This is a genomic window from Dactylosporangium sp. NPDC000244 (assembly GCF_040300725.1).
In the GTDB taxonomy this organism is placed as follows: Bacteria; Actinomycetota; Actinomycetes; order Mycobacteriales; family Micromonosporaceae; genus Dactylosporangium.
The window spans coordinates 128973-150062 of record NZ_JBEPEH010000017.1; the positions used below are offsets into that span (position 1 = coordinate 128973).

A 21090-nucleotide genomic window follows, 5' to 3' on the forward strand; every position below is an offset into this window, starting at 1 on the left:
ATCAGCCGCCCGGCGCATTGGTACCTACCATGCGGTAGCACCTACGCTCCCTACAGATTTCCACGAGCTTTGAAAGGCGGCACCGTGGCGAGGACCGTACTGGTCACCGGCGGGAACCGGGGCATCGGACTGGCGATCGCGCAGGCGTTCGCCAAGCAGGGTGACCGCGTGGCGGTGACGCACCGTGGTTCCGGGGCTCCGGAGGGTCTCTTCGGCGTGCAGTGTGACATCACCGACAGTGCCGCCGTGGACGCCGCCTTCACCGAGGTGGAGAACGCGCTCGGCCCGGTCGAGGTGCTCATCGCCAACGCCGGCGTCACGCAGGACACGCTGCTGCTGCGCATGAGCGAGGAGCAGTTCACCGGCGTCGTGGACACCAACCTGACCGGCTCGTTCCGCTGCGCCAAGCGCGCCGCGAGCAAGATGCTGCGCGCCCGCTGGGGCCGGATCATCTTCATCTCCTCGGTCGTGGGCCTCTACGGCAGCCCGGGCCAGGTGAACTACGCCGCCAGCAAGGCCGGCCTGGTGGGCATGGCCCGATCGATCACCCGCGAGCTCGGCAGCCGCAACATCACCGCCAACGTGGTCGCGCCCGGGTTCATCGAGACGGACATGACGGCGGTCCTGCCGGAGGCGACGCAGGCCGAGTACAGGAAGAACATCCCGCTGGGCCGCATGGCGAAGCCCGAGGAGGTCGCCGACGTGGTGACCTTCCTGGCGAGCGACGCCGCGGCCTACATCACCGGCGCCGTCATCCCCGTGGACGGCGGCCTGGGCATGGGCCACTGACTACTTTCTAGGGAGATTGCGCAATCATGGGTGGACTTCTCGAGGGCAAACGGCTGCTGATCACCGGGATCATCACCGACCAGTCGATCGCCTTCGCCGCCGCGAAACTCGCCCAGGAGCAGGGCGCCAAGGTCGTGCTCACCGGCTTCGGCCGGCTGTCGCTGGTGGAGCGCATCGCCAAGCGGCTGCCGCAGGAGGCGCCGGTGATCGAGCTCGACGTGACCAACAAGGAGCACCTCGACGGCCTGGCCGACAAGGTGCGCGAGCACGTGGACGGCCTCGACGGCGTGCTGCACTCCATCGCCTTCGCCCCGCCGTCCTGCCTCGGCGGCGACTTCCTGACCGCCCCGTGGGAGGACGTGGCCACGGCGGTGCACGTGTCGACGTTCTCGTTCAAGTCGCTCGCCGTCGCCTGCCTGCCGCTCATGGGCACCGGCGGCTCGATCGTGGGCCTGGACTTCGACGCGACGCGGGCCTACCCCGTGTACGACTGGATGGGCGTGGCCAAGGCCGGCCTCGAGTCGACGTCGCGCTACCTGGCCCGCGAGCTCGGCCCGCGCGGCATCCGCGTGAACCTGGTGGCGGCGGGCCCGCTGCGCACGATGGCGGCGAAGTCGATCCCGGGCTTCGCCGTGTTCGAGGACACCTGGGCGAAGTCCGCGCCGCTGGGCTGGGACCTCTACGACCAGGAGGCCGCGGGCAAGGCCTGCTGCGCGCTGATGTCGGACTGGTTCCCGGCCACGACGGGCGAGATCGTGCACGTCGACGGCGGCTACCACGCCATCGGCGGCACCTCCTGAGGGGATTTTCTGCTCGGGTCCGCGTCAGTCGCTGACCGTTGCTCCCGCCAGACAATGGGCGGCCCTGAAGGCCTTCGGCCGGAGAGGGCCGCCCAGCCAGGTCCGCGGTGTCAAGAGCAGAATCCTGCGCCGGGCGGCGCTCTGCCTGCCGCTGACCCGGCTCCGGGTGGATCGGGTGTTGCTGGCGGCGGTCATCCGGCACTACGCCCAGCAGCCGCAGCACCGCCCCGGGATCGGGACACGGGCGAGCTTGAGCGCCCGCCGGGGTGAGGTGGCGGGCGAGGGGTGAATCGCTCAGGAGCACAATGGTGCGCGTGGCTTACGACGCGTTCCTCCTGCTCTCGTTCGGCGGTCCGGAGGGGCAGGACGACGTCCTGCCGTTCCTGGAGAACGTGACCCGCGGCCGGGGCATCCCGCGCGAGCGCCTGGAGGCCGTCGCCGGGCACTACCGGCACTTCGGCGGGGTCTCGCCGATCAACGCCCAGTGCCGCGAGCTGCTCGACGCGCTCCGGCCGAGGCTGGACCTGCCGATCTACTGGGGCAACCGCAACTGGCACCCGATGCTCGCCGACACGGTGCGGCAGATGCGCGACGACGGCGTGCGGCACGCGATCGCCTTCGTGACGAGCGCCTACGGGTCGTACTCCTCCTGCCGCCAGTACCTCGACGACATCGACCGGGCCCGGGCCGAGGTGCCGGGCGCGCCGGTCATCGACAAGATCCGGCACTACCACGACCATCCCGGCTTCATCGAGCCGCACGCCGACGCGGTGCGGGCGGCCCTGGCCACCCTGCCCGGGCGGACGCCCGCGCGGCTGGTGTTCACCGCGCACTCCATCCCGGCCGCCATGAACGCGGCCAGCGGGCCCGGGGGCGCCGGGCGGTACGAGGCCCAGCTGCGCGAGGCCGCCGCCCTCGTCGCCGAGCGGGCCGCGCCGGGGGTCGAGTGGGACCTGGTCTGGCAGAGCCGCTCCGGGCCGCCGCAGGTGCCGTGGCTGGAGCCGGACGTCAACGACCACCTCGAGGCGCTCGCCGGGGCCGGGGTCGCCGAGGTCGTCGTCAGCCCGGTCGGGTTCGTCTCCGATCATCTCGAGGTGATCTGGGACCTCGACGAGGAGGCCGCGGCGACCGCGGCGCGGCTCGGGCTCGCCTACGCGCGGGCCGGGACGCCCGGCGCCGACCCGCGCTTCGCCGACATGGTCCGCGAGCTCGTCGACGAGCGCGTTATTGCTCACAGTAATGTGCGTCACGCGCTCGGAACCGTCCCCACCTGGGATTTCTGCCCGGCTGACTGCTGCGCGTCACCGAAACGCGCATAGGCTCGAAACGTTGCTGAGGGAGTATGTTGCGCGTGAGAGAACGCAAGCCCATCGAGTCCTGGCTCACCGACATGGACGGGGTCCTCGTGCACGAGGGCGAGCCCGTGCCGGGCGCACCGGAGTTCGTCAACCGGCTGCGCTCGTCCGGCAAGCCGTTCCTGATCCTGACCAACAACTCGATCTACACCGCGCGTGACCTGCAGGCCCGGCTGCGCCGCATAGGGTTCGACGTGCCGGAGTCAGCGATCTGGACCTCCGCGCTGGCGACCGCCGAGTTCCTCGACACGCAGCGCCCGGGAGGCACCGCCTACGTCATCGGCGAGGCGGGGCTCACCACGGCGATGCACGAGGTCGGGTACATCCTCACCGACACCGAGCCCGACTACGTGGTGCTGGGTGAGACCCGGACGTACTCCTTCGAGGCGATCACCACCGCGATCCGCCTGATCAACAACGGCGCCCGGTTCATCTGCACCAACCCCGACGCCACCGGGCCGTCCAACGAGGGCGCGCTGCCGGCCTGCGGGGCGGTCGCCGCGCTGATCTCGAAGGCCACGGGGATCGAGCCGTACTTCATCGGCAAGCCCAACCCGATGATGATGCGCTCGGCCCTGAACAGCATCGACGCCCACTCCGAGACCACCGCCATGATAGGCGACCGCATGGACACCGACGTCCTGTGCGGGCTGGAGGCCGGCCTGGAGACCATCCTGGTGCTCAGCGGCATCAGCACGACGGCGGACGTGGAGCGCTACCCCTACCGCCCCTCGCGCATCATCCCGTCGGTGGCGCACCTGATCGACGAGGTCTGAGCGACAGCAGCGGCTACAGCAGCGGGGCGTTGCAGGCGGCCACCAGGGCCCGGCGGCAGGCCGTGGTCAGGGGCCGCAGGGCGGCGTCGCGCTGCTGGACCTCGTAGCCGTTGACGGCACCGCCCGGGGCCGCGTGCTCGGCCAGCGCCAGCACGCGGTCGAGGGTGCTGGCGCGCGCGTAGAGGCGCCGCGCCCGCGGGTCGTAGCCGGGCGGGAGGTCCGTCGCGCCGTCCGGCTTGCGGATGGCCTCGATCGCGCCCGCCAGCTCGGGGCGCCACTGGGCGATGTCGAGCTTGGCCAGGGTCCGGGTCGCCGTGACCAGCTCCGCGGAGAGCTCGGCCTCGGCCTCGGCCGCGGTCGGCTCGTGGGCCGGCGGGCGCTCCTGCGGCAGGGCGAACACCTGCCAGCGCACGGTCTCGAACTCGTCGCCCGAGCCCGAGGTGTGCAGGCGGACCTCCGGCACGAAGCCCAGCGGGCCCGCGAGCACCCCCTCGCCGGCCAGCAGCGCCGCGCCCGTGAACGGGCCGGGGCCGGGCAGGCCGCGCGGGTCGCCGGGCGCGGGCAGCACCAGGCGCACCTCGTCCGGGTGCAGCTTCGCCAGCGACGGCAGGGCGTCGGCGAGCGACACGTCGGTCCAGGTGCCGGGGACGTCGGAGACCATGTGCTCCTCGTCGCCGGAGATCTCGGCGGCGGCGTCGTCGCACGGCACCAGGCCGGCGCGCCACGCCCGGACCCATGCCACGAAACGCGCCGAGCGGCGCGCCTGGAGGGTCGCCGCGCGTGCTGCGGGGGACATGGGAGCAAGGGTACGTGCTGACGTGCCGGTATGTCTCGCAGGCGAACAGGCCGTCAGCCGATACGCTTCCCGGCCATGGATGTCCTGGCGAACAACGACTGGCGCCGCCGGCGGGCGGTTCCCGTGGTGGAGGCCGAGCTCGAGCTGGTCGTGGAGGACGCCGACTCGGGGTTCTGCGGGGCCGTGGTCGGCTTCGAGTTCGGCGCGGTCGTGCTGGAGGACCGGCACGGCAACCGGCGCAACTTCCCGCTCGATCCGGCCGCGTTCCTCCTCGAGGGGCGCGCGGTGACCCTGGTGCGGCCCGCGCCGCAGCGCGCCCGGCCGCAGCGGCAGCGCACCGCCTCGGGCTCGATCGCGGTGGCCGGGCACACCGCCCGGGTGGCCCGCCGCGGCCGGATCTGGGTCGAGGGCATCCACGACGCCGCCCTGGTCGAGCGCATCTGGGGCGATGACCTGCGCGTCGAGGGCGTGGTCGTGGAGCCGCTGGACGGCATCGACGAGCTCGCCGCCGCCGTCCGGGCGTTCGGGCCCGGGCCCGTGGCGCGGCTCGGGGTGCTGGTGGACCACCTGGTACCAGGCTCGAAGGAGAGCCGGATGGTCGCCTCGGTGCAGTCGCCGTACGTGCTCGTGACCGGCCACCCGTACATCGACGTCTGGCAGGCCGTGAAGCCCTCGGCCGTCGGCATCCGGGCGTGGCCGGTCGTGCCGCCGGGGCAGCCGTGGAAGGAGGGCGTCTGCGCGGCCCTCGGGGTCGCCGAGCCGGCCGAGCTGTGGCGGCGCATCCTCGCCTCGGTGTCGAGCTTCCGGGACGTGGAGACGCCGCTGATCAACTCGATGGAGCGGCTGATCGACTTCGTGACGGAACCCGACGAAGACCTCTGAAGCAGACCTCTGAGGCAGACCTCTGAAGCGGACCGCTAGACCGGCCAGGGCTCGCGGGTGAACACGAAGGTGGCGATGTCCAGCGCGACCACCTCACCCGACGGCGAGCGGCGCACCTGCAGGACCTCGCCGTCGTTCTCGCCCGAACGACCCCGCCAGCGGTCCGGCGCCGGCCCGTCGGGCTCGAAGCGCCACGGCGTGTCGCCGGTGGTCAGCGGGGTCACCACGAGCGCGTCGCCGGACCAGCCGGCCTCGTACTCGCGCCCCATCCACCACCAGCGCCCCGTCAGCGGCGCGATCCCGGCCGGCGGGGGCGGCCCCGGGGCCCACGGCGCGGACCGGACCGGCTCGCGGTCCAGGACCGTCTCGAGCAGGTCGAGGCCGAAGGCGCTCAGCCCGCCGGGGTGATGCATGGTGTACGCGTTGGCGAAGGCCACCACCGCGGTCCGCGAGGGCCGATGGGCCGCGAACACGGCCACGTAGCCGGGCATCGAGCCGCTGTGGCCCACGAAGACCCGCTCGCCGCGCCGCCACAGCTGGATGCCGAGCCCGTGCCCGGCGCGCCACGACTCGAGGTCGCTGAGCACGAACGGCGCGCACATCTCCGTCATGGTCGCCGGGGCCAGCACCGCCGGGTCCGGGTCGGCCACGAACGCGGCCCAGCGGGCGAGGTCCTCGACGGTCGACCACAGCTGCCCGGCCGGGGCCATCGCGCCGGCGTCCGGGTGCGGCTCCTCGCGCATCTGGTCGAGCCAGGGATGCATGACGTACCCGCGGGCGTACGGCTCGGCCGCGGCGTACGTGGTGCGCTCCAGCCCGAGCGGGCGCAGCAGCCGCTTGCCGAGCATCTCCGCCCACTCCTCGCCGCCCAGCCGGCTCACCACCGCGCCCAGCAGCCCGTAGGCGAGGTTGGAGTAGTGGAAGCCGTGCAGCGGGGGGTACGCCACCTTGTCCGCGGTCAGCGTGGACAGGAACGTCTCCACGTCGGTGCCGCCGTGGCGCTCCCACCAGTCGCCGTCGGGCTCGCGCTGCACCCCGCCGGCGTGCCCGAGCAGCTGGCGCAGTGTCACCGCGCCCACCGGGGTGCCGGGCAGGTGGCGGTACAGCAGGTCGTCGAGGGCCAGCCGCCCCTCGTCGCGCAGGGCCAGGACGAGCGCGGCCGTCATGGTCTTGGTGATCGAGCCGATCCGGAACTGCGTCCCGGGCCGGTAGGGGCCGGCGTGCGCGGTGTGGGCCAGCGCCCCGTCGCGGACCACGCCCGCGACCAGCGTCGGCACCCGCGCGCCGGCGTGGGCGCGGGCGATGAGTTCGTCGATGCGGGCGGTGGTCTCGGGCAGGAGGGGCACGGGGGTCACGATCAGCCCAACTGTCCACATCGCGCAAGGGTGGCGGGACTTTCGCAAGGTTCCCGCAACGGGCGGCCGCCGGATGCGGCACGACGTGCATCGTCGTGACACGATCGAGGGGTGGATGTCTGGCTGATCGTCTGGCTGATCGTCGGCGCCGCGCTCGTCGCGGCGGAGATCTTCACGACCACGTTCGTGCTGCTGATGTTCGCGATCGGCGCGTTCGCCGCCGCCGGGGCCGCCGCCCTGGGGGCCAACGAGCCGATCCAGGCCGTCGTCTTCGCCGTCGTGAGCGCGCTGTCCTTCGTGGCGGTGCGCCCCACGCTGCGCCGCTACATGCAACGCGACGAACGCGACACCCAGATGGGTGTCGAGGCCATCGAGGGTTCGATGGCGCTTGTGATGGAGGATGTGGACACCGACAGCGGCATGATCAAGATCGACGGGGAGTTGTGGCGGGCCCGGCCCTACGACGCCACGCAGACCTTCGCCGCGGGAGAACGGGTCCGGGTGATCGAGATCAAGGGTGCCACCGCAATGGTGTGGAAGGACTGAGCCCAGTGGATCCAAGCGTGTTCCTGGCGGTGGTCGTCATCGTCGCCGCCCTCATCGGCATCATCACCGTCGTCAAGTCGGTGAAGGTGGTGCCGCAGCAGGTCGAGTACGTGGTGGAGCGGCTCGGGAAGTACAGCCGGACCCTCACGCCCGGCCTGAACATCCTGGTGCCCTTCATCGACTCCGTGCGCAACAAGGTCGACAAGCGGGAGGCGGTCGTCAACTTCCCGCCCCAGCCGGTGATCACGTCCGACAACCTGGTCGTCTCGATCGACACGGTGCTGTACTTCAAGGTCGTCGACTCCGTCCGCGCGACCTACGAGATCTTCTCCTACCTGCAGGCCATCGAGCAGCTGACCGTCACCACCCTGCGCAACGTCATCGGCTCGCTCGACCTGGAGAAGGCGCTCACGAGCCGCGACGAGATCAACCGTCACCTCTCCGGCGTGCTGGACGAGACGACGGGCCGCTGGGGCATCAAGGTCACCCGCGTCGAGATCAAGGCGATCGAGCCCCCGCCGAGCATCCGCGACTCCATGGAGAAGCAGATGCGCGCCGAGCGCGACCGCCGTGCCGCGATCCTGCACGCCGAGGGTCTCAAGCAGTCGCAGATCCTGACCGCCGAGGGTGAGAAGCAGGCGGCAGTCCTGCGGGCCGAGGGTGAGCGGCAGTCCCGCATCCTGACCGCCGAGGGCCAGGCGAAGGCCATCCGGACCGTCGTGGACTCCATCCACCTGGCGAACCCGGACTCGAAGGTCATGGCGTACCAGTACCTGCAGTCGCTGCCGCAGATCGCCGCCGGCCAGTCGAACAAGCTGTGGATCCTCCCGGTCGAGCTCACCAAGGCCCTCGAGGGCATCGGGGGCGCCCTGGGCGGGATGGCCACCATGTCCAACGAGGAGCGCTCGCGCCACGTCGACCAGTCCTCGGTCGAGGAGGCCGAGTCCGAGGAGGTCCTGGAGGCCCGGCGCGCCGCGGAGGAGGCCGCCGCGGCGGCCAACGCCGAGGCCGCGGCGGCCGCGGCCCAGGTGTCGGGCGACCAGCCGACGCGCGAGCTGCCGGGCTCCCCGGGCGCGGCGGCCTCGGCGTTCGGCTCCCTGCCCACGGAGCAGCGCGACAACGTCTGACCGCACGTGTTTCGAGGGCCGCCCGGTTCGCCCCGGGCGGCCCTCGCCGTTGTCGCGCGGCTCCCTGCCCACGGGGCAGCGAGACAACGTCTGACCGCACGTGTTTCGAGGGCCGCCCGGTTCGCCCCGGGCGGCCCTCGCCGTTGTCGGCGCACCCCTGCCGCTTCGTACGATGCGCGGGTGGAGAAGGACGGCGCCGCGGGGCGTGAGCGGTCGTACCGCAAGGCCGAGCACCGGCGGGCGGAGATCCTGTCCCGGGCCATCGAGCTGTTCGCGGAGCGCGGGGTGGGCGCCTCCCTGCGGGCGATCGGGGCGGCGATCGGGGTCTCCCACGCGGCGCTGCGGTACTACTTCTCGTCCCGCGACGAGCTGCTGGTCGAGGTGTACCGCGCGCACGAGCGCCTCGAGCACGCGGACCCGCCGCCGGAGGACATCTCGGCGGTCGCGGTGATGGAGCGCAGCGCGCGGCGCAACCGCGCGATCCCGGGCCTGGTGGAGCTCTACGCCACGCTGAGCACCGACGCGCTGCAGGGCGCGCAGCATCCGCTGACGCAGGAGTTCGTGCGGGACCGCTTCCGGGCGGTGCGCGAGCATCTCGCCGAGCGCGTCCGCGCTGGCCAGCGTGCCGGCGCGATCGCCGCGGACATCGATCCCGCCGACGCGGCGTCGCTGGTCATCGCCGCCTCCGACGGGCTGCAGCTGCAGTGGCTGCTCGACCCGGAGGCCGTGGACGTGCGCCGGGCGCTCGCCCTGCTCGAACGGCTCCTGCCGCCGGGCGAACCTCCCGCTTGACCGAAGATTCTTCCATTGGAAGAATCTGCGGCCATGACGTGGAGGCCCCGCGGATGACCCTTCCCGAGCAGGTCGAGCCGGCGCTCGGCGAGCCCGTGGCGCCCGCGTCGGCGCTGCGGCTGACCCTCGCCTCGCCATTGCTGCGCGGGGCCGCGATCGCGGTGTTCCTGTCCGCGCTCGGGTTCTCCGCCGCCGCCCCGCAGATCGCGTCGTTCCTGGTCGACGACCTGCACGCGTCCCTCACCGCGGCCGGGCTGTTCTACCTGACGAACCTGGCCGCGCCGGTGGCCGGATTCCTGATCGGCCGCCGCTCGGACCGCACCGGGCGGCGGCTCGGGCTGTTCCGGGTGTGCGCCGTCGCCGGGTTCGCGGGCTGGGCGGGCATCGCCTGGTCGACCGAGCTGTGGATGCCCTACGTGATCAGCGCGGTGATCGGCGGGTTCGGCGGGGCCGCGACGTCGCAGCTCTTCGCGGCCGTCCACGACGAGCTGCGGGCGCACCCCGGGCCGAACAACGACGGGGTGGTCGCCGTCGTGCGGATGGCCCTGACCGGCGGCTGGGTGGTCGGCCCGGTCGCCGGGTCGTTCCTGGCCGCCCAGACGTCGCTGCGCACCATGCTGGTCGCCACCGCCGTGTGCACGCTCGCCCAGATCGTCCCGCTCGGAACGCTCCGGACGGCCCCCGCCGCCCCGGCCGGGCCCGGCGGCGCGCCGGACGCCGGCCGCCCGGGCCTGCGGGCGATGCTGCCGCTGCTGGCGTTCACCGGCCTCTACGTGCTGGTGTACGCCGGCGAGCCGATCAAGTACGCCTACCTGCCGATCTACATGAACGGGCAGCTGCACTTCGCGGCCGGCCTCAGCGGCGCGATCATCGGCATCCAGCCGCTGGCCGAGATCCTCCTGATGCCCGTCGCCGTGATCGTGGCCCGCCGGACCGGCATGATGCGGCTGATGACCCTCGGCGCCGGGTTCGGCGTCGCGGCCAACCTGTGCTTCGCGTTCACCGCCACCCCGGCCGGGCTCTTCGCGGGGCAGATCCTCATGGGCGGCGTCTGGGGCGTCTTCGCCACCCTCGGCATCATCGTCGCCCAGCGCCTGCTGCCCACCGCCGTCGCCACCGCGTCCGCGATCTTCATGAGCTCCACCGCGCTGGCCTCCGCCCTGGGCGGCGCCGCCGGTGGCATCGGCGCCGAGGCGGCCGGGCTCCCGCGCGTGTTCCTCGTCCCCGCGGTGCTCGCGCTGCTGGCCGTCGGTGGGCTCGCCGCCATGGCCCGGTCCACCGATCGCGAACCGTGAACGCCGGCCGGTCCTGCCCTTGGCACCGCGGAGGCCGGGATGTCTGGCGGGAGCGACGGTCAGTGACTGACGCGGACCCGAGCCATGATCTTCCTCAGCGGCAGAGCTCGTAGAACGCGACCGCCGCGGCCGCGGCCACGTTGAGGGAGTCGACGCCGTTGTGCATCGGGATGACCACGCGCACGTCGCTCGCCGCCATCGCGGCCGCCGTCAGGCCCGGGCCCTCCGCGCCCAGCAGCAGGGCCGGGCGTTCGCGCTGCGCCGGGGTCAGGTCGCGCATCGCGATGGCGTCGGGGGCCGGGGTCATCGCCAGCACCGTGAACCCGGCGGCGCGCACGGTGGCCAGCGCCGACGGCCACGGTTCCAGGCGGGCGTACGGCACCGCGAACACCTCGCCCATGCTCACGCGCACGCTGCGGCGGTACAGCGGATCCGCGCAGGTCGGCGAGAGCAGCACCGCGTCCAGGCCCAGGGCCGCCGCCCCGCGGAAGATCGCGCCTACGTTGGTGTGGTTGTTGACGTCCTCGAGGATCGCCACGCGCCGGGCGGACGCGAGGACCTCGGCCGCCGTGAGGTCGGGCCTGCGGTGGAACGAGGCGAGGACGCCGCGGTGGACGTGGAAGCCGGTGATGGCCTCGAGCGTCGCCTGGTCGCCGGCGTACACGGGCACGTCGCCGAGGGGCACGTCGTCGAGCTGCGCGACGCGCTTGGCGTCGATGAGGACGGAGCGGATGCGGTAGCCGGCCCGCAGCGCGCGGCGCAGGACGAGCTCTCCCTCGGCGATGAACAGCCCGTTGGGCGGCTCCCAGCGGGTGCGCAGTTCCAGGTCGGTGAGCGCCCGGTAGTCGGCGATCCGCGTGTCGTCGGGGTCGGTGATGGTCTCGGCGGCGTGCACCCGCCCGATTCTGCCTTGCGCCGGGCGGACCGCTCGCCGCCGGGCGAGGCCGGTGCGCACGTGTGCCATCCTCGGCTGGGGCCGAGCCGTCGTTGAGGAGGAGTGTGGAGTTCCGGATCCTGGGGCCGCTGGAGGTCGTCGTCGCGGGTGCGGCGGTGCCGCTCGGCGGGGCCAAGCCGCGGGCCGTGCTCATCGCGCTGCTGCTGCACCCCGGCCGGTACGTCGCCGCCGACCGGCTCATCGCGGACGTCTGGGGCGACGACCCGCCCCCGAGCGCGGTGAACGCGCTGCAGAGCTACATGTCGCGGCTGCGGCGGGCGCTGGGCCGCGACGCGCTGGGCCACCACGCGGGCGGGTACCGCGTGGCGGCCGCCGCCGGTCAGGTCGACGCCCGCCGCTTCGAGGCCGGCCTCACCGACGCCCGGGCCGCGCTGGCCGGCGGCGACCCGGACGGCGCGCTGGCCGCCGCCGAGGCGGCCCTGCGGCTGTGGCGCGGCCCGGCGCTGCTGGACGTGGCGGGCGAGCTGTTCGCGCAGGCCGAGATCGCGCGCCTCACCGAGCTGCGGCGGGTCGCCGAGGACCTGCGCGTCGAGTGCCTGCTCGCGCTCGGGCGCACGGCCGAGGCGGTGGCCCGCTCGGCCGAGGTCGTGGCCGCGGAGCCGCTGCGGGAGCTCAGCCGGGCGCAGCTCATGCTGGGGCTGTACCGCGCCGGGCGCCCGGCCGAGGCACTGGCCGCCTACCACGAGCTGCGCGCCCTGCTGGCCGAGCAGTTCGGCCTCGACCCGGGCGAGGAGCTGCAGGCGCTGGCCGGGGCGATGCTGCGCCAGGACGCCGGGCTGGCCCCCGCGCCCGTCCCCGTCTCGGCCCCCGGGCCGGTCAACGCGATCCCGCCCGTCCTCGACCGCTTCGTCGGGCGGGAGCGGGAGCTCGCCGAGGTCCGGGCGCTGCTCGACGAGCACCGGCTGGTCACCGTCACCGGCCCCGGCGGCGCCGGCAAGACCCGGCTCGCCATGGAGCTGTGCCGGGGCCTGGCCGTCGACGTGCGCCTCGCCGAGCTCGCCGGCGTCGAGGACGGCACGCTGCTCGAGCCGGCCCTGACGCAGGCGTTCGGGCTGGCGGTGCCGACCGGCGTGGCCGGGATCGCCGAGGCCGTCGGCGACCGGCCGGTCGTGCTGCTGCTGGACAACGGCGAGCAGCTCCTTGCCGCGCTGGCCGGCGTCGTGCGCCGGCTGCTGGCGCAGGCGCCGGGCCTGCGCGTCCTGCTCACCTCCCGCTCGCCGCTGAGCATCGCGGGGGAGCGGCAGTACGCGGTGCCGCCGCTGCCCGCCGGCACGGCCGCGGTGGAGCTGTTCCTGGACCGGGCCGCGGCCGTCGCGCCCGGCTGGACCTGCGGCGAGGCCGAGCGGGCGGTCGTCGCGGCCCTCTGCGAGCGCCTCGACGGGCTGCCGCTGGCCGTCGAGCTGGCCGCGGCCCAGCTGGTCGCGCTCTCACCCGCGCAGATCCTGGACCGGCTCGACGACCCGCGGGCGCTGGTCAGCCCGCGGCGCGACGTCGACGAGCGGCACCGCAGCCTCGACGGCGCCGTCGACGCCACCTACCGGCTGCTGGACGGCCCGCAGCGGGAGCTCTTCGCGCGGCTGAGCGTCTTCGCGGGCCCGTTCGACCTCGACGCCGCCGAGCGGGTCGCGGGCGAGGGCGACGGCGTGCTCGCGCCGCTGACCGGGCTGATCACCAAGTCGCTCGTCACGGTGCTGCCGGTCGCCGGGCCCCGGCGCTACCGCATGCTGCGGACCCTGCGGCAGTACGCCGAGCGCCGCCTCACCCCCGACGGCCACGCCGACCTGCGCCGCCGCCACCTCGCGTGGTCCTGCGAGCTCGCCGCGCAGGCCGACCGGGCGCTGCGCGGGCCGGACGCGCGGCGGTGGTTCCGCGCCGTCGAGGCCAAGCAGGACGACGCGCGCGCCGCTCTCGCCCACGGGCTGGCGGACCCGGCCGGCGCCGGCGCCGCGCTGCGGCTGGCCGGCGACCTGAGCTGGTTCTGGTACCGCGGCGGCCACATCGTCGAGGGCCTGCGCTGGCTGGAGGCCGCGCTCGCCGCCGCCCCGGACGCGCCCGAGGACGCCAGGGCGCGGGCGCTCACCGGCGTCGCCTGCCTGCGGTACCTCGGCGGCGACCTCCCGGCCAGCGGCACCGCGATCCGGGCCGCGCTGGAGCTGGCCCGGGCGGGTGGCGCCCCCGCCACGCTGGCCCGCGCGGCGGTCTACCACACCCTGCTGCTGGGCCTGTCGGGCCGGATCGAGGAGGGCCGCCGGGCGGGCGAGGAGGCGCACGCCCTGGCGGCGGCGTGCGGCGAGGACTGGCTGCTGGCCGAGGCCCTCATCAGCATCGGCCACGTCGCCTGGGCCGGCGGGGACCTGCGGGGCGCCGCCGCCGCGCTCGACGAGGCGATCGAGGCCGGCACCCGCAGCGGCTTCGCCTGGTCCGCCTCCTCCGCCCGGTGGATGCGGGCCGAGCTGGCGCTGGGCGGCGGCGCGCACGAGGAGGCGCTGCGCCTGGCCGGCCGCGCGGTGGCCGACCTCGACGAGCAGGACGACGTGACCGGCTGGCTGGCCACCGCGCACCTGCTGGCGGGCGCGCTCGCGCACACCGGCCGGCCCGCCGACGGCGCCGTGCTGCTCGGCGCGGTCGACGCGCTCGGCGGGCGGGTCGGCTACGCGCCGGAGCGCATGGACCCGCTCAACGCCCCCGGCCACGTCGAGGCGGTCGCGTCCCGGCTGGACCCGGACGCCTACGCCGCGGCGCTCGCGCGGGGCCGGCGGATGGACCGGGCCGCGGTCCGCGCCCACCTGGAAGCCCTCGACCGGCGCTCCTAGCAGGGCCGCAGGCCGGTTGCACGCGGACTGCACGCCGCCTGCACGCGGCCCGGTCCAGCCTGGTGGTCGGACGGGCAACTCCCCGTCGTTCACGACCCGAAGGAGATCCCATGAAGATCACGGTCAAGAAGGTTGAGCGCATCGAGGCCACCCGGATCCACCCGGACCCGGAGACGAAGATCGGCGCGCTGTAGTGCACCTCCGGCCGGTCCTGCCTCGTGGCCAGGGCCGGCCGGCCCCTTCCCGCCCGAAGTGCAAACCCCCCCCCGAGAGGAGGGCCGATGCTGCCCAGACTCAAACCCATTTCCGTCGTCCGGCGGCCCGCCGAGGTGATCCTGGTCGGGCGCTCCCTCGAGCTGACGTACCTCGCCGACCCCGACGGCAGCGTCGCGGCGCTGCTGGAGGTCCTCGCCCGGGGCGCGCACCCCGTCGCCGGGCTGCCGGCCGCCATGGGCGAGCGTGGCTTCACGGTCACCGAGGCGGACATGGCGGCCGCCGTCACCGCCCTCGACGAGGTGGGCGTCCTGCTGCGCGCCGACTCCGACGCCGGGCTCGACCCGGACACCCGGCGCCGCTACGAGAGCAACCTGCGCTTCTACGACCTCTTCGCCGGCCTGCAGCGCCCCGGCGCGGCCTTCCACCGGGCCATGCGCGACGCCGACGTGCTGCTGCTCGGCGCCGGCGGGGTGGGCAGCGGAGTCCTGCAGTCCCTGGTCGGCCTCGGGGCCGGGCGGGTCCGGCTGGTCGACTTCGACATGGTCGAGGAGAAGAACCTGGCCCGGCAGTTCGCCTACGCCCACGGCGACATCGGGCGGGCCAAGGTGGACGCGGCGCGGGACTGGGCGGCGCGCTACTCCCCGGGCACCACGGCCGTCGAGGCCGTCCACGAGCGGGTGGCCGACGCCGGCACGATCCGCCGGCTGGGCGCGGGCGCGTCCGTCGTGGTGAGCTGCATCGACTCCCCGAACGACATCCAGCTGCTGGTCAACGAGGCCTGCTTCGCGCTGGGCGTGCCGTTCGTGACCGGTGGCCTGCAGTACTCGACCCTGTTCTACTGGTCGGTGGAGCCCGGGGTCAGCCCGTGCCGGTTGTGCCTGGAGCTCAACCGCGCCGACGAGGGGGCGGCGGGGGAGCCCGAGCAGTCGGTCGTGCTGTCGGCGGAGTTCGTCAACCGGGCCACCGGGCCGGTCGCGCAGGTGCTCGCCGGGTTCATGGCGCTGGAGACCGGGCGGTACCTGACCCGCACCGACCCGCCGGTGGCGGCGGCGACGTACCACACCTTCGAGCTGGCCGACGGGATGCGCACGACCCGGGAGCCGTGGCCACGGCACCCGGCCTGCGCCCTGTGCGGCCCCGCGGCGGCGGCCTGAGATGCCGTCGCTGACCCAGATCAGGGCCCTGACGCTGGTCGCCGACGGGGACGGCTACGTGGTGGGCAGCCCGCACACGGCCGAGTACGTCGAGGTGCCGCCGCTCGGCGCGCGGATCATCGAGTGGCTCCAGGAGGGCGTGGACGTCGCCGAGTGCGAGCGGCGGGCCGCCGAGGCGGCCGGCGAGCCGGTCGACGTGCCCGGCTTCCTGACCACCCTGGCCGATGAGGGCCTCTTCACCGCATCGGCCGGCGACGACGGCGCCGATCCGGGCCCCCGCCTTCGCCGGTGGGCCGGCGCGGCGCTCTTCCATCCGCTGGCCTGGGCCGTCTACGCCCTGGCCGCCCTCGCCGCGCCGGTGCTGCTCGTCGCGGTGCCGTCGCTGCGCCCGTCGTACCGCGACGGGTTCCCGTTCCACACCCAGCTGCTCAACATCGTCGCCGTCAGCGCGCTGGGCGTCGGGGCGGCCGCCCTGCACGAGGCCGCCCACGTGCTCGCCGCCGCCCGGCACGGGCTGCGCAGCCGCCTGGCCGTGACCCGGCGGCTGTACTTCGTCACCTTCCAGGCCGACCTGACCCGCCTGTGGAGCCTGCCGCGGCGGGCGCGCTACGGCCCGCTGCTGGCCGGCGTGGCCTGGGACCTGGTCGTGCTCGCCGCCGCGCTGCTGGCGCAGGCGTCCCTGGCCGGCGCGCTCGGCCCGATGGTCGTGCGGCTGCTGCGGGCGCTGGTGCTGCTGCAGGTCACCGCGATGGTCGCCCAGCTGCTGGTCTTCATGCGCACCGACGTCTACGCGCTGCTGGTCAACGCGACCGGCTGCAAGACGCTGTGGGCCACGAAGGGCGCGCTGCTGCGGCGGTACCTGCGCCGCGCCACCCCGGCCGACGAGGAGCACCTGGCCGGCACGGGCGCGGGCGAGATCGCGTGGGCGCGGCGGTACCTGTGGCTGTACGTGCCCGGGATCGCGCTGGCGCTCGGGTACCTCGCCACCTTCGCCGTGCCGGGCACGCTGTACCTCATCCGGCTCTGCCTGGCCCCGATCCGCGCCGGCGGGCTGGGCACGGCGGCGGCCTGGGCCGGCCTGGCGGCGCTGGCCATCGCCGTCGTGCCGTCCCTGCTGGCGCTGCTGGGCGCGGCCCGCAGCGGCCTGCGCGTGCTGCGCACGGCGACGATGCGGCGCCAGGCTCGCCGCGCCGCCGAGCTGCCGCTCTGACCGCGCCCCGCGGGCCCGGCGCGGCGGCCCGAGTGACCTTGCGCGGCCCGTGCGCCGCTGTAGCATCCGCGCTGATGTTTCCGACCGTCCGCGAGGTGCTCGAGCTGGAGCCGGTGCGCAACGGCGCCCCGCGCGTCGTGGCGGGCGAGCGCGGGCTCGACCAGGCCGTCCGCTGGGTGCACAGCTCCGAGGTGCCCGACATCGCGACGCTGCTGCGCGGCGGGGAGCTGGTGCTCACCACCGGGATCGGGCTGCCGGCGGACGAGGCGGGGCTGCGGCGGTACATCACCGATCTGGCCGAGGTCGGCGCGTGCGGGCTCGCCGTGGAGCTCGGCCGCCGGTACGCGCGGCGGCTGCCGGCGGTCCTGGTGCGCACGGCCGACGCGCTCGGCCTGCCGCTCGTCGAGCTGCACCGCGGGACGCCGTTCGTGGCCATCACCGAGGCCGTGCACTCGATGATCATCGACGCCCAGCTGGCCGAGCTGCGCGCGGCGGAGGAGATCCACCAGCGCTTCACCGACCTCTCCGTCGAGGGCGCCGGGCCGGCCGAGGTCGTCGCGCAGGCCGCGGCCCTGTCCGGGGCGCCCGTGGTGCTCGAGAACCTCTCGCGGCAGGTGCTCGCCTACGACGCGGCCGGCGGCTCGGCGCAGCTGCTGCTGGCCAGCTGGGAGGCGCACTCGCGGGCCATCCGCCCGGCCGGGCGCACCGGCTTCGACCCGGGTTCGGGCTGGCTGGTGACCGCCGTGGGCGCCCGCGGGCAGGACTGGGGCCGGCTGCTCATGCGGGTCGCGTCGGCGCAGGCGCGGTACGTCGTCCTCATCGAACGCGCCGCCTCGGCCCTCGCGCTCGGGCGCCTGATCGACCCCGACCCCGAGGGGCCGCAGCGCACCCTGCTCCAGGCGCTGCTCAACCACTCGATGCCGGTCGAGGAGGTGATGCTGCGGGCGCGGGCGCTGGGCGTGCCCCTGGAGCGCCGCATGTTGGTCGGTGTGGTCGTGCGGCCACGGGTCTCAGCCGAGCGGCTTTTGTCGGAAATGGCGGTGAAAGGCCTCGTCGGCGCACTCGACGCGAACTCGACGGGCGTGCTGATCGCGCACGCGACCGAGGAAGTTATCCGCATATTCGCGGAAAAAGTCCACAAATTGGACGCCGGCGCGATCGTGGCGGCGGGCGAGATCGTGTCCACGGCCCGGGAAGCACGCCGGTCGCTCGTCGAGGCGGTGCAGGTGGCTGATGCCGTACGACATCCGGCACCCGGGGTTGTGCGCCTGGCCGACGTCGGGCTGGCCGGCCTGCTGCACATGCTGCGCGACGAGCCGCGGCTGCAGACCTTCGTGGAGCGCGAGCTCGGCCCGCTGCTGGCCTACGACGCCCGCAACCCGCGTGAGCAGCTGCTGGAGGTGCTGCGGGTGTACCTCGAGTGCGGCCGCAACAAGTCCGCCGCGGCCGAGCACAGCCACCTGTCGAGGCCCGCGTTCTACGAGCGGCTCGCGCGCATCAGCAAGGTCTCCGGCGCCGACCTCGACTCGGTGCAGGCGTGCCTGTCCCTGCACGTGGCCCTGCTGGCCCTGGAGGCGCTGCGCAGCTGACCACCGCGCCGAGTGACTACTGCATCGAGATGTGCACGTGGTTGTAGTGGTCGCCGGCCGGGGTGCCGTCGCCGCCGTAGGACTTCCAGCCGCTGCTCGGCTGCCAGATCCGCTTGTACCAGATCACGTACTTGATGCCGAGGTTCTTCGCGTTCGCCAGCGCCCAGGCCGCGAGGTTGTCGCCGTACGTCTTGTCCGCCCCGGTCGCCCGCGCGTTCACGAACGTCGATGCATTGGCCGAGAAGTCGCACGCCTTGCCGAGCGGGTGGTCGCCGCCCCCGCCGCTGCGGTAGCACGACGTGTAGTGCGTGAACCCGGCCTTGCGGGCCTCGTTGTACATGTTCGTCGTGCGCGGCGACTGGCACCCGGAGGTGGTGGGATCGTCGCCGGTGCAGCCCTCCTTCGGGTAGGACCCGTCGGAGTTGCGCGCCACCGCGTTCGTGGTGACCTTGCCGCCCGTCGGGGCGCCCGAGCTGACGTCGGCCCCGCCGCCGGCCTTGCGCAGCGCGTCCTCGGCGGCCTTCTTGTTGGCCTCCATGATCTTCAGCTGCGCCTGCTGGTTGGCCACGGCCGCGTCGACGTCCTTGCGCTGCTGCTCGAGCTGGCGCTGGGTCTCGGCGATCTCGTGCAGCTGCTTGTTCTCCTGCTGCAGCATGTATTCGACGGTGACCATGTTGTGCAGCATGTCCTCGGGGTTGTCGGCCCCGAGGACGACGTTCGTGATGCTAACCCGGTTGCCGCGGTACGCCGCGTTGGCGATCGTCCCCGCGGCCGCCTGCAGCTCGCCGAGGCGCGCCTGGCTCTTGGCCATCTGCTCGCCGATCGCGGCCTGGTCGGCCGTGGACTTGTCCAGCCGGCCCTTGGCGTCGTTGTACTCGGCCGTGGCCTTGTCCAGGGCCTGACGCACGGTGAGGTTCTGGCCGCCGTCCTCGTCCGCGCCGGGTGTCGGTTCCGCCAGTGCGGCGCTACTGAACGTGGTCACCAGAACCAGCGCGGTGACCAGGAGCGTGAGGAGCCGTCTCGGTGCCGTCGACATCGCGGCACAGCATATCGAAGCGACCTGAAAACGCCAGCGCGAGAATGGACCCCATGGACGACCTCCTCACCCGGCACCGGCGGGTCATGCCCGGCTGGATGCCCGTGTACTACGACGAACCCCTCGAGCTCGTCACCGGCAAGGGCTCCCGCGTCACGGACAGTAATGGAAAAACATATCTCGACTTCTTCGGCGGAGTCCTCACCAACTCGCTCGGTTACGACCTGCCGGAGGTGCGCGAGGCGGTCGAGCGGCAGCTGCGCACCGGCCTGGTGCACACCTCCACGCTGTACCTGATCCGCCAGCAGGTCGAGCTGGCCGAGAAGATCGCCCGGCTCTCCGGCATCCCCGACCCGCGGGTCTTCTTCACCAACTCCGGCACCGAGGCGAACGAGGCGGCGCTGCAGGTCGCGACGAACACCCGCGGCAGCAACAGCATCCTGGCCGTGCGCAACAGCTACCACGGCCGCACGGCGGCGACGATCGCGGTGACCGGCAACCGGGCCTGGTCGGCGTCGGCCTACAGCCCGTACAACGTGAGCTACCTGCACTCCGGCGACCGCCTGCGGGGGCTGCTGCGGGGGATGAGCGACGAGCGGTACCTCGAGGCGGCCGAGGAGGACCTCCGCGAGGTGCTCGCGACCACGACCGCCGGCCCGGTCGCCTGCCTCATCGCCGAGCCGATCCAGGGCGTCGGCGGGTTCACGCACGGGCCGGACAAGCTCATGGCCGTCTGGCAGCGGGTCCTCGACGAGCACGGGATCCTGCTGATCTCGGACGAGGTGCAGACCGGCTGGGGGCGCACCGGCGAGCACTTCTGGGGCTACCAGGCCCACGGCGTCACGCCCGACCTGCTCACGTTCGCCAAGGGCATCGGCAACGGCTTCGCCCTGGCCGGCGTGGTCGGGCGGGCGGAGGTGCTCGAGTCGGTGCAGGGCATCTCGTTCTCGACCTTCGGTGGCAACCCGATCTCCACGGCGGCCGGCAACGCGGTGCTCGACTACATCGTCGACCACGATCTGCAGGCCAACGCGGCGCGCGTGGGAGCGCTCCTGCTCGACGGCCTGCGCGCGGTCGAGAGCCCGATCGTGGCCGAGGTGCGGGGCAAGGGGCTCATGATCGGCATCGAGCTGACCAGCGCGGCGGCGACCGCGGCGGTCTTCGAGTCCTGCCGGCGCGACGGCCTGCTGGTCGGCAAGGGCGGCCTCTACGGCACCGTGATCCGGATGGGCCCGCCGCTGAACCTCACCGAGGCCGACGCACGGGAAGGTTTGGAAATTCTGACCAGGGCTCTCGTCGAGCACGGGAGCGTTACGGTCTGAGAACGCCCAGGTCACCATGAAAATTCTCGGTCGGGCCGAACCATCCCAAGCGGGCTGGTTCGGCCTTTTCCGTGAAAACCGGCAGATTCGGGCCGGCCGCTCCACGTAACAAATCGGGCGTAAATCCGGCCGGACGCTGCCACTGGGGCGGTCTCGGGTGGTCTGCTGGGGCGAGCGCCGGACACCCGCGTCTCAAGATCGAGATGTGTCCTGAGCTGGCCTTTTAGGTCCTATTAAGATCCACTTCGCAGGTAACAGTTTGAAAACTTCGCCCAACTCCTT

General features: G+C 73.7%; 18 protein-coding genes. 14 read left to right on the forward strand and 4 right to left on the reverse strand.

The features are described from left to right. Nucleotides 1-84: 84 nt before the first annotated feature. The 4 genes from fabG (at nt 85) to ABT369_RS24895 (ending at nt 3720) form a co-directional block, all read left to right on the forward strand. Entirely contained in the window at nt 85-789 is a 705-nt protein-coding gene (fabG, locus tag ABT369_RS24880; protein WP_350615318.1) for a 3-oxoacyl-[acyl-carrier-protein] reductase, read from the forward strand. 26 nt (nt 790-815) lie between these two features. Next, a complete protein-coding gene (gene fabI / locus ABT369_RS24885; RefSeq protein WP_350615319.1) occupies nt 816-1589 on the forward strand; it encodes an enoyl-ACP reductase FabI in 774 nt (257 codons plus the stop codon). Nucleotides 1590-1903: 314 nt separating this feature from the next. Next, nucleotides 1904-2908, forward strand: a complete 1005-nt coding sequence (locus tag ABT369_RS24890) for a ferrochelatase (protein WP_350615320.1) — start codon at nt 1904-1906, stop codon at nt 2906-2908. Between the two features lie 23 nt (nt 2909-2931). Then, nucleotides 2932-3720 carry an HAD-IIA family hydrolase gene (locus ABT369_RS24895; RefSeq protein WP_350615321.1) on the forward strand — a complete coding sequence of 263 codons (789 nt, stop codon included), beginning with the start codon at nt 2932-2934 and terminating at the stop codon, nt 3718-3720. Between the two features lie 13 nt (nt 3721-3733). Here ABT369_RS24895 and ABT369_RS24900 read toward each other — a convergent pair whose 3' ends face one another. Continuing rightward, nucleotides 3734-4516 carry an Rv1486c family protein gene (locus tag ABT369_RS24900; RefSeq protein WP_350615322.1) on the reverse strand — a complete coding sequence of 261 codons (783 nt, stop codon included), beginning with the start codon at nt 4514-4516 and terminating at the stop codon, nt 3734-3736. 75 nt (nt 4517-4591) lie between these two features. On the opposite strand from ABT369_RS24900, the gene ABT369_RS24905 reads away from it, so the two are divergent. Continuing rightward, nucleotides 4592-5398 (forward strand): DUF3097 domain-containing protein, encoded by an 807-nt coding sequence (locus ABT369_RS24905; protein ID WP_350615324.1) that lies wholly within the window; start codon nt 4592-4594, stop codon nt 5396-5398. Nucleotides 5399-5433: 35 nt separating this feature from the next. Here ABT369_RS24905 and ABT369_RS24910 read toward each other — a convergent pair whose 3' ends face one another. Further along, on the reverse strand, nt 5434-6744 hold the full coding sequence (locus tag ABT369_RS24910; RefSeq protein WP_350615468.1) for a serine hydrolase domain-containing protein: 1311 nt from the start codon (nt 6742-6744) through the stop codon (nt 5434-5436). Nucleotides 6745-6864: 120 nt separating this feature from the next. Here ABT369_RS24910 and ABT369_RS24915 point away from each other — a divergent pair, with 120 nt between their 5' ends. From ABT369_RS24915 to ABT369_RS24930, 4 genes are all read left to right on the forward strand, one after another. Beyond that, nucleotides 6865-7299, forward strand: a complete 435-nt coding sequence (locus ABT369_RS24915; protein ID WP_350615325.1) for an NfeD family protein — start codon at nt 6865-6867, stop codon at nt 7297-7299. Nucleotides 7300-7304: 5 nt separating this feature from the next. Next, nucleotides 7305-8426: an SPFH domain-containing protein gene (locus tag ABT369_RS24920; RefSeq protein WP_350615327.1), complete on the forward strand. Its 1122-nt coding sequence runs from the start codon at nt 7305-7307 to the stop codon at nt 8424-8426. 180 nt (nt 8427-8606) lie between these two features. Then, complete coding sequence (locus tag ABT369_RS24925) at nt 8607-9218, forward strand: TetR/AcrR family transcriptional regulator (RefSeq protein ID WP_350615328.1); 612 nt, start codon at nt 8607-8609, stop codon at nt 9216-9218. Nucleotides 9219-9271: 53 nt separating this feature from the next. Continuing rightward, on the forward strand, nt 9272-10513 hold the full coding sequence (locus ABT369_RS24930; protein WP_350615329.1) for an MFS transporter: 1242 nt from the start codon (nt 9272-9274) through the stop codon (nt 10511-10513). Between the two features lie 94 nt (nt 10514-10607). Here ABT369_RS24930 and ABT369_RS24935 read toward each other — a convergent pair whose 3' ends face one another. After that, nucleotides 10608-11477, reverse strand: coding sequence for a TrmH family RNA methyltransferase (locus ABT369_RS24935; protein ID WP_502891820.1), 870 nt, complete (start codon nt 11475-11477; stop codon nt 10608-10610). 35 nt (nt 11478-11512) lie between these two features. On the opposite strand from ABT369_RS24935, the gene ABT369_RS24940 reads away from it, so the two are divergent. From ABT369_RS24940 to ABT369_RS24955, 4 genes are all read left to right on the forward strand, one after another. Beyond that, nucleotides 11513-14281 carry an ATP-binding protein gene (locus ABT369_RS24940; protein ID WP_350615332.1) on the forward strand — a complete coding sequence of 923 codons (2769 nt, stop codon included), beginning with the start codon at nt 11513-11515 and terminating at the stop codon, nt 14279-14281. A 281-nt stretch (nt 14282-14562) separates the two neighbouring features. Then, a complete protein-coding gene (locus tag ABT369_RS24945) occupies nt 14563-15651 on the forward strand; it encodes a HesA/MoeB/ThiF family protein (RefSeq protein ID WP_350615333.1) in 1089 nt (362 codons plus the stop codon). Between the two features lies 1 nt (nt 15652). Continuing rightward, the gene (locus ABT369_RS24950; RefSeq protein ID WP_350615334.1) at nt 15653-16861 is read left to right on the forward strand and encodes a hypothetical protein; all 1209 of its coding nucleotides are present in this window, start codon (nt 15653-15655) and stop codon (nt 16859-16861) included. A 74-nt stretch (nt 16862-16935) separates the two neighbouring features. Further along, complete coding sequence (locus ABT369_RS24955) at nt 16936-18450, forward strand: PucR family transcriptional regulator (protein ID WP_350615335.1); 1515 nt, start codon at nt 16936-16938, stop codon at nt 18448-18450. A 16-nt stretch (nt 18451-18466) separates the two neighbouring features. On the opposite strand, the gene ABT369_RS24960 is transcribed toward ABT369_RS24955, so the two are convergent. Then, nucleotides 18467-19486, reverse strand: a complete 1020-nt coding sequence (locus ABT369_RS24960; protein WP_350615337.1) for a coiled-coil domain-containing protein — start codon at nt 19484-19486, stop codon at nt 18467-18469. A gap of 53 nt (nt 19487-19539) precedes the next feature. Here ABT369_RS24960 and ABT369_RS24965 point away from each other — a divergent pair, with 53 nt between their 5' ends. Next, nucleotides 19540-20808 carry an aspartate aminotransferase family protein gene (locus ABT369_RS24965; RefSeq protein ID WP_350615338.1) on the forward strand — a complete coding sequence of 423 codons (1269 nt, stop codon included), beginning with the start codon at nt 19540-19542 and terminating at the stop codon, nt 20806-20808. The last annotated feature ends 282 nt before the right edge of the window (nt 20809-21090 follow it).